13 protein-coding genes, 1 other RNA gene and 1 pseudogene are annotated in these 12,479 nt (G+C 45.3%); 9 read left to right on the forward strand and 6 right to left on the reverse strand.

What is annotated here, in order from left to right; translation table 11 throughout:
• Positions 1–153: 153 nt before the first annotated feature.
• Complete coding sequence (locus QT996_RS05670; protein WP_333045164.1) at positions 154–1,446, reverse strand: ergothioneine biosynthesis protein EgtB; 1,293 nt, start codon at positions 1,444–1,446, stop codon at positions 154–156.
• Entirely contained in the window at positions 1,418–2,206 is a 789-nt protein-coding gene (egtC, locus tag QT996_RS05675) for an ergothioneine biosynthesis protein EgtC (RefSeq protein ID WP_333045166.1), read from the reverse strand. The genes QT996_RS05670 and egtC overlap by 29 nt, the downstream gene beginning before the upstream one ends.
• Before the next feature lie 165 nt (positions 2,207–2,371).
• On the opposite strand from egtC, the gene QT996_RS05680 reads away from it, so the two are divergent.
• The gene (locus QT996_RS05680; protein ID WP_333045167.1) at positions 2,372–2,590 is read left to right on the forward strand and encodes a hypothetical protein; all 219 of its coding nucleotides are present in this window, start codon (positions 2,372–2,374) and stop codon (positions 2,588–2,590) included.
• A 74-nt stretch (positions 2,591–2,664) separates the two neighbouring features.
• Here QT996_RS05680 and QT996_RS05685 read toward each other — a convergent pair.
• Positions 2,665–2,835: pseudogene (locus QT996_RS05685) on the reverse strand (transposase); the annotation flags it as partial.
• A gap of 62 nt (positions 2,836–2,897) precedes the next feature.
• On the opposite strand from QT996_RS05685, the gene QT996_RS28585 reads away from it, so the two are divergent.
• From QT996_RS28585 to QT996_RS05695, 3 genes are all read left to right on the forward strand, one after another.
• Positions 2,898–2,957: a helix-turn-helix domain-containing protein gene (locus tag QT996_RS28585; protein WP_445304541.1), complete on the forward strand. Its 60-nt coding sequence runs from the start codon at positions 2,898–2,900 to the stop codon at positions 2,955–2,957.
• Positions 2,958–3,792: 835 nt separating this feature from the next.
• The gene (locus QT996_RS05690; RefSeq protein WP_333045170.1) at positions 3,793–5,370 is read left to right on the forward strand and encodes a methyl-accepting chemotaxis protein; all 1,578 of its coding nucleotides are present in this window, start codon (positions 3,793–3,795) and stop codon (positions 5,368–5,370) included.
• Between the two features lie 637 nt (positions 5,371–6,007).
• Positions 6,008–6,295: an RNA recognition motif domain-containing protein gene (locus QT996_RS05695; RefSeq protein ID WP_015179076.1), complete on the forward strand. Its 288-nt coding sequence runs from the start codon at positions 6,008–6,010 to the stop codon at positions 6,293–6,295.
• A gap of 269 nt (positions 6,296–6,564) precedes the next feature.
• Here the strand turns inward: QT996_RS05695 and QT996_RS05700 are convergent, their stop codons facing one another.
• Positions 6,565–7,011 carry a hypothetical protein gene (locus QT996_RS05700; RefSeq protein ID WP_333045172.1) on the reverse strand — a complete coding sequence of 149 codons (447 nt, stop codon included), beginning with the start codon at positions 7,009–7,011 and terminating at the stop codon, positions 6,565–6,567.
• A gap of 56 nt (positions 7,012–7,067) precedes the next feature.
• Here QT996_RS05700 and QT996_RS05705 point away from each other — a divergent pair, with 56 nt between their 5' ends.
• Positions 7,068–7,268, forward strand: a complete 201-nt coding sequence (locus QT996_RS05705; protein WP_333045173.1) for a hypothetical protein — start codon at positions 7,068–7,070, stop codon at positions 7,266–7,268.
• Positions 7,269–7,531: 263 nt separating this feature from the next.
• Here QT996_RS05705 and QT996_RS05710 read toward each other — a convergent pair whose 3' ends face one another.
• On the reverse strand, positions 7,532–10,018 hold the full coding sequence (locus QT996_RS05710) for a putative PEP-binding protein (RefSeq protein ID WP_333045175.1): 2,487 nt from the start codon (positions 10,016–10,018) through the stop codon (positions 7,532–7,534).
• A 72-nt stretch (positions 10,019–10,090) separates the two neighbouring features.
• Here QT996_RS05710 and QT996_RS05715 point away from each other — a divergent pair, with 72 nt between their 5' ends.
• Positions 10,091–10,777, forward strand: a complete 687-nt coding sequence (locus QT996_RS05715; RefSeq protein WP_333045177.1) for a ComF family protein — start codon at positions 10,091–10,093, stop codon at positions 10,775–10,777.
• Positions 10,778–10,912: 135 nt separating this feature from the next.
• Here QT996_RS05715 and QT996_RS05720 read toward each other — a convergent pair whose 3' ends face one another.
• Positions 10,913–11,467, reverse strand: a complete 555-nt coding sequence (locus QT996_RS05720) for a 2'-5' RNA ligase family protein (RefSeq protein ID WP_333045179.1) — start codon at positions 11,465–11,467, stop codon at positions 10,913–10,915.
• Positions 11,468–11,587: 120 nt separating this feature from the next.
• On the opposite strand from QT996_RS05720, the gene QT996_RS05725 reads away from it, so the two are divergent.
• The 3 genes from QT996_RS05725 (at position 11,588) to QT996_RS05735 (ending at position 12,378) form a co-directional block, all read left to right on the forward strand.
• The gene (locus tag QT996_RS05725; protein ID WP_015179070.1) at positions 11,588–11,854 is read left to right on the forward strand and encodes a YciI family protein; all 267 of its coding nucleotides are present in this window, start codon (positions 11,588–11,590) and stop codon (positions 11,852–11,854) included.
• A gap of 23 nt (positions 11,855–11,877) precedes the next feature.
• An RNA gene (ffs, locus tag QT996_RS05730) (signal recognition particle sRNA small type) lies at positions 11,878–11,974 on the forward strand.
• A gap of 23 nt (positions 11,975–11,997) precedes the next feature.
• A complete protein-coding gene (locus tag QT996_RS05735; RefSeq protein WP_333045180.1) occupies positions 11,998–12,378 on the forward strand; it encodes a phasin-related domain-containing protein in 381 nt (126 codons plus the stop codon).
• The last annotated feature ends 101 nt before the right edge of the window (positions 12,379–12,479 follow it).

The following is a 12,479-nucleotide window of genomic DNA, read 5'->3' on the forward strand; positions in this document are numbered from 1 at the left end:
ATTTTTTCCCCAATTCCCTCTCCAGCCATTTATCTGATGTTCGTCAAATAAGCTTTATAATGCAAGTATTAAGGAATTTATTCATCGGAAAAGTCCGATGAATAAATTCCTCACTATGAACAAATTTGATGGTAATTATAATTACCTAGCAAACTACTTAGCGCAGCGAAAACCAGCAATAATTTGCCGCACGCCCGGATAGTACCAATTCCGAAAACTCGATCGCAGTGCCTGCGGAAAAGTCGCCCAACTTCCGCCTTTTAAAACCCGGTGTTCTCCATCAAAATAAACTTGAGAATATCCCCTGTAAGGATAACTTTCAAATCCCGGATAGGCGTCAAAGGTTGAAGCAGTCCACTCCCAAACATTCCCCAACATATCATAGCAGCCGATCGCACTTGCTCCTTTGGGAAAGGCATCGACTGGCGAGGTATTTGCAATATTATTGCCGTGATTGCACAGGCTGCCGTTTGGCGGTTCTTCTCCCCAAGGATAGATGCGATATGTTTGATTTGTGGCATCCCAACTCGCAGCTTTTTCCCATTCTGCTTCCGATGGCAAACGCTTGCCGATAAAGTTGCAGTAAGCTTCGGCTTCATACCAACTGACACCGCAAACTGGATGGTTGTTGAAAGCTGGATTTTCTGACCAGTAAAGCGGTTGAGAGACGGCTTCGCCTTGCAGCCATTTCCAGCCGTCCGCTGACCACCAATCAGGGTTTTGATAGCCGCCGGATTCCAGGAAATTTCGGTATTGACCGCAAGTGACGGGATAGCGATCGATCGAGTATGCTTCTAAATAACACAGGTGGCGCGATCGCTCATTATCCAAAGCCTCAGCAGCATCGCTTCCCATGTAAAATTCCCCGGCCGGAATTTCAATCGCCCGGGAATCCGTAATTGGTAATTGGTAATCTGCAATTGGTAATCGATAATTGGAAATTAATCTTCCTTCCTCATTCCCTCTTCCTTCTTCCTTCTTCCCTCTTCCTTCTTCCTTCTTCCTTTGCATTTGCAACACGAAAGCAACAGTTTCGCAGTGCTGGCTTTCGTGCTGAATAATAAACCGCCAGAGACGTTCTTGCTCGTCTATCGGCGCTACTTCCAAATAATCTAACACCTTTTTTCTCACCGCGTCCAGATATAATTCAACTTCAGGTAACGTCGGCAGAAAAACCCGTTGTTTTTTCGGCAAAATATCAGCAGCAAACAGTTGGTGATACTCAGGAAAGACTGGCTTCAACCCCGCACACCGCTGCAACAGCCACAAATCCTCAGTATAAGCAATGTGACCTAAGTGCCAGCCAACCGGACTGAAATCAGGATGAGCTTGGCGGCAAAAAGTATCATAATCGATGTCTGCAAATAGCTTGAAAGTGCCGCGGCGACACTGCTGCAAATCGCGATAAATTGCCTCTCTACAAGATTGGATAGATTTCGATATCACGCTCTACTCCGGTACTGATAATGCTCTGGACTGGGCACTCGTGCCAATTGCCCGCAAATAAAGGTTCAGAAGCAATGATGACTGAATTCGGGAAATTTAAATCGTCTCGCAGCCAATAGAGGGAAGGAGGGGTTTTTTGGGAAGCAAAGCGAGAGGCAACGAGCTGGTGTCCGTCACTGATAATTATATTAGCTGAAAATTCTACTTGGTGAAAGTTTGCTAGCTCTGCCACAGTTTTGAGCGTGTTTTGCAAAGCAGTTTCTAGAGTCACATTGCCGGCTGTCAATTCATTGACAAACAAGCCGAAGATATGCTCGGAATCTGTAGTCCCGTTAATTGATTGATAAAGCGTATCGCTGAGTCGATCGCGAAGTGGTCTATAAAGAGTTTGCCGAAAATTCTTCACGAAGCCGTTGTGTACGAACAGCAGGCGATCGTTCTGAAACGGCTGACAGTTGCTCACATCTACAGCTTGTCCTGAAGTTGCACTGCGAACATATCCGATCGCGCATCCAGATTCAACGTATCGACTGATACTCGGAAGGTTAACGTCGCTCCAAATTGGCTGTACATTTTTATAGGTAAACGGGTCAGTATCTAGGTGCGGGTGATACCAACCAATACCAAAACCGTCAGCATTGAGTACGCCAGAAGTCATTTCGCGGGGTTCGTAACTCTGCACAATTAGGGAATGTTCCGGCTTGTACAGAATAGCATCGAGTAAAATCGGCTCCCCGAGGTAGCCAAGCAAACGGCACATAAAATTTTTGCAGCAATTTGATTAGCATTGTAAGTCATTAGCCGAAAAATTGCCCGATCGCCCATCTTCAGCGCTGGGAACAAGGTTTTTTGTAGCCCGCTGCCAGCATCGCAGTACAAACGGTAAAGTTAAGGTATAACCCCTGCAGCAAAAGGAGACTCTTGAATGTTCCTCGACGAACTCATCCCAATGGCCCAAGAATTGATCCAACAGCCGATCGCCTTCACTGGTGGATTTTTTTCTGGCCTGCTTCGACTCAACCTTCACGAAGAGCCCGTTAAAAGCTGGATTGACGAGCAAGCCGGTTCAACTTCCTACACTACTCCCCCAGCCGAAACCACCAACGGTAAAAGCACGGGGCCTCAGTCAATCTCGATCGACTAAGGAAAAGCAGTAACATCCTCTCAACGCCAAACTGATTAAAGTTATCAGAGATTTTGGTTTAAAATCCCGTCCTTTTAGGACGGCTTTTCTTGATTATGGATATATCGTTTCAGAACTTCCAAGAACCCGTCGCCAATAGAAGCTACAAAATAATTAGGACTCCCTAGAGCATCCTTCCCATAAGCTTTTGGGTATCCAGCTTGCCCATACCGCCTACTGGATACCCCTTTTAACGCATTTACCATAGCAATGAAAGCCTGCTATGAGTACAGATTTTACCCCACACACCAACAGCGACTGAGCTGAGCTGCGGTTGTTTGGCTGCGTGAGGGTTTTTTGGAATGATGCGCTGGCGTTCTTTCTGTAAGTTTTCCGAACGAGTGCCATGGTATAACAAACTGTCTGCTATGCTTACTCTACGTCATAGAAAACAGAAGCTAGGTAATGGTTAAAAGATGTTTCCTCAGTTCCGTTACAGCAATCGCTAAGGCATTTAGACATACCATATCGAAATTTTTTCACCTCTCGCAATGGCTAACATAAAGGGAAGAAGTTGGCTAAGCAAAAATTTAATAAAAAGACTAATAATCAATCTCCGGAGTTTACTGGCAGCCGTTTCTTCGCTATCAGCCGCGTATGTTTATTTTACTAAAAGAGGCAACCACAAGCCTATTTTGTCTAGGGACTTACCCTCGGAGCTTAGTTCGGTAACTGTCATTCAAAACTGTGCTAATATGTATTTTTTCGTGTGGCTGTTGAAATAAAAACTGATATCATTCAACTTATTAGTCAATCTGTGTTTTTCAAATTCTACCCTTATGAATTACTCAGCAATATGATACCTCATCTCTCGAATAAATGCTATATCTTTGACCTCCGAACTTAATGATAATCCTACCCACTTTTTCCAGTTTGCGGGCGTCGGCTTGGTGTGTGTAATTACAGGTTTTAACCTGTAGAATAAAGAGGTTTATCAAAATGAATTCAGCAGGATGACAACCAAATAGCTACCCTAGCCATGTCATCACCCAACATCTATAGCCATTCTCAGGAACAGGAGGTACTCAGGAATTAATTACTACTTGTCAAACCTAAAACGTAAAATGTAAACCTGTACCTCGTGTAGATGATAAAAATTATACTCTACAATATGTATTCATGACTCCCGCGAGGCTAAGGGTAGTAGAAGTAAAAAAAATATTATGTTGAGAAACCTGAATTTACAAACCAGACTGATCAGTGCATTTCTGATGATGGGACTTTTAGTATTTTTAGTTGCCTGGGTAGGATGGACTTCAACATCTACTCTCAGTCAACACATAGAGACTATCGGTAAAAATAACTTACCGAGTATTGAAGCTTTATTAAAAATTAACGAGGGACAAACCCAAATTGAGTCATCAGAGAGAGCGCTAATTAATCCGGCACTCAGTCCAGTCGAAAGGCAAGATGCCTTAAACAGAATGGACAAGGCTTGGCAGCAAATTAAAGATGGGTTTAAAGCATACGAAGCCACTCCACGTACCGCAGAGGAAGATGCACTATATAAACAAATGCTTAAGTATTGGGAGGAGTGGAAGCAGGAAGATCAAGAACTCCTGCGAATTAATCAAGAATTTGAAAAAGTGGGAATTTTGAATCCTTTGGCTTTGCAGATAGAACTAATTAAGCAGGGTAAAAGTAATTCGCCAGAGATGGCAAGAGCAAGGACAGCTAGTAACCTCTTAAATAAACTGAGCCAGCAAGCTAAGCTAATTCGCGTTAAATTTATCACATCGGAAAAATCAACCTTAGCAGTTGCTGATTATAACCGAAAACAAGCAGACAACGCTTATCAAAGCGCACAAAATGATATTAGTAAGACTCAAGTATCTGTCTTACTGGGGATGACAGTTGGACCGCTGACAGCGATTATTTTAGGAATAGCTTTAAGTATAGCGATCGCCAAACCTTTAGATAAAGCGCTGAAAGGTATTATTAATATGATTGTCAGTTCTTCTACCGAGATCGCTGCTACAATTGAGCAACAGGAACGTCTTGCTGTACAACAAGCTGCTTCTGTTAATCAAACAACTACCACAATGGATGAATTGGGCGCATCATCGAGGCAATCAGCTATGCAAGCCGAATCAGCCCTTGAAAATGCCAGTAATGTCTTAAATATGGCAGCAGAAGGCAGTAAAGTGGTGCATAAAACCCAGGAGGGAATGTTGAGTTTGACGGAAAAAGTCGGAGCGATCGCCGATCAAGTTTTACATTTGAGCCAGCAAACCAATCAGATTGCTAATATTACCAATTTAGTCAGCGATTTGGCTAATCAAACTAATATGCTGGCAATTAATGCTACAGTGGAAGCAGTACGCAGCGGAGAACAAGGAAAGAGTTTTGGGGTGGTGGCGACGGAAATTCGCAGACTGGCAGATCAAAGCAAAAAATCGTCGGATCTGATTAATGATTTGATAAACGTTATTAAAAATTCCATTAATAAAACAGTGGTCGTAACAGATGAGGGCAAGAAAACTTTAGATAATAGCCTAAAATTGACTGAATGTACGGCGGATAATTTTAACAATGTTGCTAATGCTATTAACAGTGTTGTTATGAGCAGTCAGCAAATTTATCTGAATAGTAAACAGCAGGCGATCGCTATTGAGCAAGTGGTAGATGCGATGAATGTTCTGAATAAAGGAGCAACGGAAACCGCCAGCGGTATTACCCAAAGTCGAATTGGCACTCAAACACTTAACAAAGCTGCTTTTAATCTCACATCCTTAGTTTAATTGAGAAAAGTAATATCCTAAACTGGGGATTAAGGAGATGGAGAGAAAATTTGTCCCATTCCTCATTTCCAATTTGCAATTCCAAATTTTGCCCAAGGATTGAAGGTGAGATCTCCCCGTTTAGGCAAGGGCTGGGGAGATGTGAATTAGGTTTCCTCAAAGGGCTATGTAGATGTGTATAGCAATTCTCAAGTGAGTGAAGTACAAATTTAGATTTTAGATTAAAGAATTGAAGAAGTAGGGAATTGGTAATTAACTGGCAAGTCCCTCACGAAAGTTGAGAACTGCTATATCAACGATCGTGGCCCAGATCAACCTAATATATTATACCTTGTTAGTCGCTTTGTTTCCAAAGATGCTTGGTCATGCGTCGCCCACATATCACTGATCTGATTAAAATCAAGTATTGTTCATGGGTGGGATTCCTCGCCGCCCCAAAACTCATATCCTGACTCGCCCTGCGGATGAGTGAGGAGATGAGTTTTGATTAAGCTAACTATTGCAGCTAGTACAAAGAGTTTGTCAGTGTGGCAAACCCTTGTAGTCAGAGTCGATCGCCCAGTTGTATGCTAGATAGCACTTGACAGTTAAATTAAAAGGTTATTATGTATAGCACAACAAGTTCAGTTCGATCGACATGACTATCTACATTGGAAATCTGTCTTACCGCGCCACCGAAGAAGACCTGAAAGCAGTATTTGCAGAATACGGCACAGTCAAGCGAGTTGTCTTGCCTACCGACAGGGAAACCGGTCGGATGCGCGGTTTTGCATTTGTTGAGATGATGGAGGATGCCCAAGAAGACGCTGCAATTGCCGAATTAGACGGTGCAGAGTGGATGGGACGCCCCTTGCGAGTGAACAAAGCTAAACCGAAAGAAGAGGGAAATCGAGGCGCAGGTATCAAGAGAAACGACGGATATTAGTCTGCGATGCGGCGGTTGACATCCTCTCGAAACCCACCTGATGCACCAGTATGCCACTAGCGCCGAATTGCAAGCAGCAGTTGATTTTGGGGATGAAATGTCAAATCCGCTGCACAAAAACATCGATTCTTTGTAGGCTGCACTTGATTTATAACTTTTTGAGAAAGACAGAATTTATGCACGCTAGTCTAGAAACCCGATTTCTTCCCGGATACCTCCCTGCTAAAACCAAGATTTATCAGGAGAAACCGGGTTGATTAGCGTTAATCTTAGAAAGAGTAAACTCGCCCTTTTTCATCAATATAAACTGAGCGGTCTTGCGTAGTGCGGGGATCTGATCTGGTGATGCGAATCGTCACAATGTTTGTCTGCGAGTCAACGTTATAGTCGTATTTCAAAGTTGCGGTTCCTCCTGTGGCATTAATCGGAATATTGGCAATGTCGCCGGTGCGATTGCTGATCCGAACAATGATGTTTTTGCTGGTTCCGACGGGCAAGGATGACAAGCTGGCACCTGATTGACCGTATTCTAGGTTTAATCCCGTTTCATTTAACAGTCTGAGGGTAATGTTGCGAGTATTGTCCACCTGCGCTTGAGGTTGCCAGAAGCCGGGTTTTTTGCCACCGTCAGTTGCAGGTTGAGATAATGCTGGATGAGGATGCAGAAAGGCTAGGGTGGCAAGTATTGCTGCGGTTGCAATAATTTTTGATTTCACGGTTTGTACCTCCGGGTCAAGAATTGGTTATATTTCTATCCTAGCTTTAAAATCGGATGTTAGTGGAAGGAAGAAGGAAGAAGGAAGAAGGAAGAAGGAAGAAGGAAGAAGGAAGAAGGAAGAAGGAAGAAGGAAAAAGGAAGAAGGAAGAAGGAAGAAGGAAGAAGGAAGAAGGAAGAAGGAAGAAGGAAGAAGGAAGAAGTAATAAAAACAAGGGTTTCACCAATTACAAAGGTCCTCACTGTCTGCACGGGTGATATATAGCAATCCGATCTGAGTTTCACAACACAACGCCCTCTTGTATTCCTAGACTTCTTGTATAGCAAGACTTTCAGATTTTACATATCTAGAAAATCACTTAGGATTGCTATATCTAATTAGAAACCGGGTTTCTGTAGTTGTTAATAGTCCTGGACGCACGGGTTGTCTAGAAACCGGGTTTCTGAGCGGGTGGCTGCTTGCCAAAGCTATGATTTAGAGTAGAAACGGGATTTCTGAGGTCAAGTGCGTCCGGAAGTGGTTAATTGTTAATTATCGATCGAGCGGCTTCTAGCAGCAGGCGCTGTTCGGCGCGGACGATCGCCCTACAAGTTTGTTCTACAGCATCGACATTGACCGAAATAGACGAAATCCCCCACCGCACGAAGGATTCAACTGTGTCGGGATACAATGCTGGAGCGTCGCCGCAGATAGAGCAAGGAATGCCGGCGGCCCGGGCCTGACGGATTAATTGTTCGATCGCCCTCATCACTGCTCGATCGCGCCCGTTGAAAGCACTTGCTACCTGGTCGGAGTGGCGGTGAATGCCTAACAGCAATTGGGTTAAATCGTTGGTGCCGATGGAAATTCCTTGAACTCCTGCTTTTACGTAATCTGGCAATAAAAATAACACCGAAGGAACTTCCGCCATAATCCAAAGTTGAAAGTCGGCTGAGCGGTTTTTCCAAACTGTTTCTAAGCGCTGGCGGCAGTAGATAAACTCGTCAACTGAGCGCACGAAAGGCAAAATTAAATTAACATTTTTATAGCCTGACTCGCAGACTTTTTGAAGTACGCATAGTTCCCAATCAAATAACTCGGGTTCAAAGGTATTACTGAAACTGCCGTGGGCGCCTGACTCGCGCAAATCGAGAGAACGATAAAATATCGGCCGCGGCGAAACTGCAGCAGCAAATAAACTCAGGCAATCCGCCATGCGATCGACAAATTCCGATTGGCGGCCGTTTTGCAACCAAATTTTGGGGTTTTGACAGTCCAAAGCTTCCAATGCCATTAATTCCGATCGCAGCAATCCGATGCCGTCTATTGGCAGATTTTTGAGGCGGTCGATCGAACTTGTTTGGCTGACATTCACTAGCACTTGAGTCGCCGTTGGTGGGCCCCAAACATATTCGGCAGACTCTGATTGTCGAGATTTAGGCCCGAAATTGGACGATCGATCGGAGGTAGAAGATTGGTGCTTGGCTATTGACATTTTTGCTGCTGTACTGTATACATCTGCCTTTTTTGCTGTGTCCCGAAGTCGGCCGCTGTCTCCTGTCTCGATCGCATCGGGTTGGGCGAGGGCAAAAACTTCTCCGCTATCGCCGTCTACCAAAACCGAATCGCCCGAGGCGATCGCCCGAGTGGCCCCTGCCACTCCCACAACGGCGGGAATCCCCAATTCTCTAGCTAAAATGGCGCCGTGGCAGGTCATGCCTCCTTGTTCCGCAATCACCCCAGCCGCGACCTTCAGCCAAGGCAGCCAATTAGGCTCGATTGTCCGGGCTACCAAAATGCCTCCGGCTAAGAATTCCGCGTTTTCGGGGTGGGAATTAGTCATAACTTGGGCAATTGCTTCGGCTTTTCCTGATGCTGCTCCCACACCTCTGAGTATCGTAGGAGTTCTGGCTGGGGCGATCGAGTTTGGCTGCGGGAGGGCGATCGAATTTTCCTCTACAGGCTCGACTTTTTCCCCTTTGACAAGACGAACTTGAGTGAAATAAAACTGCGATTCGCCGCTGTTTGCTGTCTGATTTAGCGTCCACTCCAAAATTAAATCCGAGTCAAATTCTGCGCTCACTTTTTTACTCAATTCAATGATTTCTTGCAGTTGCGCTTCTTCTAAAATGTATTCTGTTTGTGCTTCCTCTCCCAGGGCTAAAAGTTGCACACAACAGTCACCAAAATCATGAATTAGAAATGGAGAATCGGGAATTGGGAAAGCAGAAAACTTGCCGATATGCAGTTTTTTTTTCGGTTCTCCATCGCCGACTTTGAGATTGTAGGCTAATGTTTTGTAACCGATCCGCTGGAATTTAACGGCGCTTGTTTCTGGCTGCACTTGATAGTAATCGGGGATGGTTTCTCCCCTAGCGAGGGACAATCCCAAACCGCTAGTGGCTTGGATTTCCCACTGTGTACCCGCCTTTGTTTTTACCTCGCCCGCGGCGATCGCTTCTTGAAGTGGCTGCACCAAAACTGCGGGATTGATTTGCTGTACCCGCAGACCGCACCGCTGCCAGTAAAATAGACTTCGGGCTCTGAACATTTCTGCCCAAGCTCGTTTGAGTCCTGCCCCAATGGCTTCGGGTTCTGCCCGTACTGCCTGAGATTCCAGAATGCCGACTGTTTTCGGGTTCCAGGAAGTCAGGGAAGGGCGAAAAATTAAGGCTGTGGAGTTTAAGTTTGAGTTTGAGTTGAGTTGAGAAACCGCAGACTCTAGGGTGGAGAGCAGTGAATCTGGCAGTTGGCCGGCGAGGATTTGGTGGCGGATGCTGCGGGCGATCGATTGCAGTTGTCTGGGTTCATCGACATTCAAGTGCAGGGAAGAGTGTGGCCAGTCAGCAAACAGCGGTTCTAGCCAGTCGATCGACTCTAAAAACTGCCAGAATGTGGTAGTCGGCACGACAAAACCCGGTACAACAGGATGATTTTTCTGGAGCAAACAGCTCAAGTAAAATGCTTTTTCTCCCACTGCCTCTCGGTCTGAAGGTTGAATTTTGTCTAACCAGTAGAGGTTTTTCACGCTACGAGCCTGTCCGTGGAAACAAATTGAATTTGATAGTTTTTCCCATTAATCACTTACCACAATTTTAGGATGAAAAAGCGACAATGGACGGGATTAGTCAAATCTTTTCTAAATCTATTTCTTAAGTCTAACTGTCCTCTTTGTCAGCGACCAGCCGCCGGAGAGTTTTGTCCGTACTGTCACAAGCAACTTCAGCGATGTCAGTTAAGCGATCCTGGTCGATTTTGGCACTCAGAGCAGCGTGTTTTTGTGTGGGGTGAGTATGGCGGGGCTCTCAAACGGGCGATCGCAGCTTTGAAATATGACGGCAATCCGCAATTAGCCAAACCTCTAGGCGGCTGGCTGGCAGAATCTTGGCTGAGTTTTCCAGAATTAGCTATAGACAATCTAACAGTTGTACCGATTCCCATGCACAAAGAAAAGGTCAAGGAGCGCGGTTTTAACCAAGCAGAACTTTTGGCTGAAAGTTTTTGCGAGCTGACTGGTTTGCCTTTGCAGCGGCACGGTTTGGAGCGGGTGAAAAATACTCAGGCTTTATTCGCTCTGACGCCACAGCAGCGGCAAGCGGAAATGAAAAATGCTTTAAGTTTGGGCAAAGATTTTCGTCGCCGACTCCCGCCCGATCGAGTGCTGTTAGTTGATGATATTTACACTAGCGGTACTACCGTTAAGTCGGCAATTCAAATATTGAAACTGTCTGGAATTTCGGTTTACGGAACTGTGGCACTTGCAACTCCGAATAAGAGCGATCGCTAGGCTATTTGGTCTTTAAGTTTAAAAAGGTTTGTAGTGAGGACATGATATTAATCAGGATTGGCTAATAAGATTTTTTTGGGAAAACGAACCGCGAAGACGCGAAGTCCGCGAAGGAAGAGAAAGAAGAGAGAGAGTTTAGGCCGAAAGTGGGAATTGGTTGCGGATGTTCCATCGGCTGCCGTCGTGAAGCAGCAAGGTTAATGCCGAAGCGGTAAACTCAAAGTGGAGCGATCGCCCGGAGAATTCCAACCAAGCCGTTTGAAAATTCTCCTTAGTTAAATCGCGAAAGGCTACTGTCATGTGCGGTACAAATGGGCGAGTCTGAGAAACTCGATCGACTATTCCCAAAGTTGCCTCGATATAACTCATCAAATCTTTGTGAATCTCCAGCAATTCGGGTGATTTGACAACATCAGCGTAAATGACGCGGGGCGCGAAAGCCGCAAAACCGGATAGAGTAACGGGAATGGGCAGCCGATTTGCAGAAAACTGGTTCAAACTTTCCTCTAATTTTGGAACCTCCTCTGCTAACAAGTGAAAAGGAGGTTGCAGCGTGATGTGCGGTGGCGAATTCAAAGCACCGCGGCTGTTGTAGGCTGTCGCAAAATACTGTTGAATCTCAGTAATATGCTGTTCAATATCGGGAGGTGTCACTAGGGCAATAAAAAATCGCTGTTTTGACTGGTTCATGGGATAACATCGCAGTTAAGAAAGGATGGTGCAAAATGGAATATAGAGCATTTGCCCTAGATCCCATTGCTGATCACCTATGCCCAATCTAAAATATAAAATCTAAAATCCCAAATAAAAATGCCTTGGTTTGTCAAAATTGAGCAAGGAATTGTCGAAAAGCCTGTCTTTGACCAATACGTGCCAGCTCACAGAGCTTATGTCCGAGAGTTGATTTCTAAAGGACACCGAGCGAAAACTGGCTACTGGGCGCGGCGGGGCGGCGGTATGTTGCTGTTTGAGGCTGGTTCGATGGATGAGGCGAAGGCGATCGTCGCTGAAGACCCGCTGGTGAAGAACGGTTGCGTTATTTATGAAATTTATCACTGGTGTGTGGTTGAAGAATAAATAACTGTGTTATACTCATATATGAACTGGACCCACGCGATTCCAACGCCCAAATCTTGTCAGGACCGGAAGGTAGCAGCAACACGGGATGCTTGTAATAGGCGTGGTCTCCGGTTCACCCAGTTTTATGAGGTGTAGCTCCTATGCCTGGTTTCGGAGATATTTTACAAAAAGCAGTTTACCTTGGTGTCGGGCTAGCTTCCTACGCTGGTGAAAAAGCTGGCAGCAAGTTAACTGAATTACGCACTGAAGCCCAAAAGCTGGCAGACGAATTAGTCAAGCGTGGCGAGATGTCAACGGAAGAAGCTCGCCGCTTTGTTGATGATATGGTACAACAGGCTCAGCAGCAGCCTCCCGTAGAATCGGCCCGGGAGCAAAAACCGGCTGAACCTCGGCGGATTGAAATTATTTCTGAGGAAGAAGATGTTTCGGCAAAAGATGTTAAAGAGACAGGCGGCGTAGACAAGCTCCGCGAACAGGTGCAGAATTTACAAGAGGAATTGCGGCGGCTGAAGCGAGATTAAACTCAAAAAAGCTCGCCCAGCAAAGCATGAAGGGAACTCAGGATAATACTCTTGAGTTCCCTTTTTGAATATCTCCCCTGTCAGACTTTACCGGATATCCG

The sequence above is a fragment of the Microcoleus sp. S13C4 genome, assembly GCF_036700865.1.
Lineage (GTDB): Bacteria > Cyanobacteriota > Cyanobacteriia > Cyanobacteriales > Microcoleaceae > Microcoleus.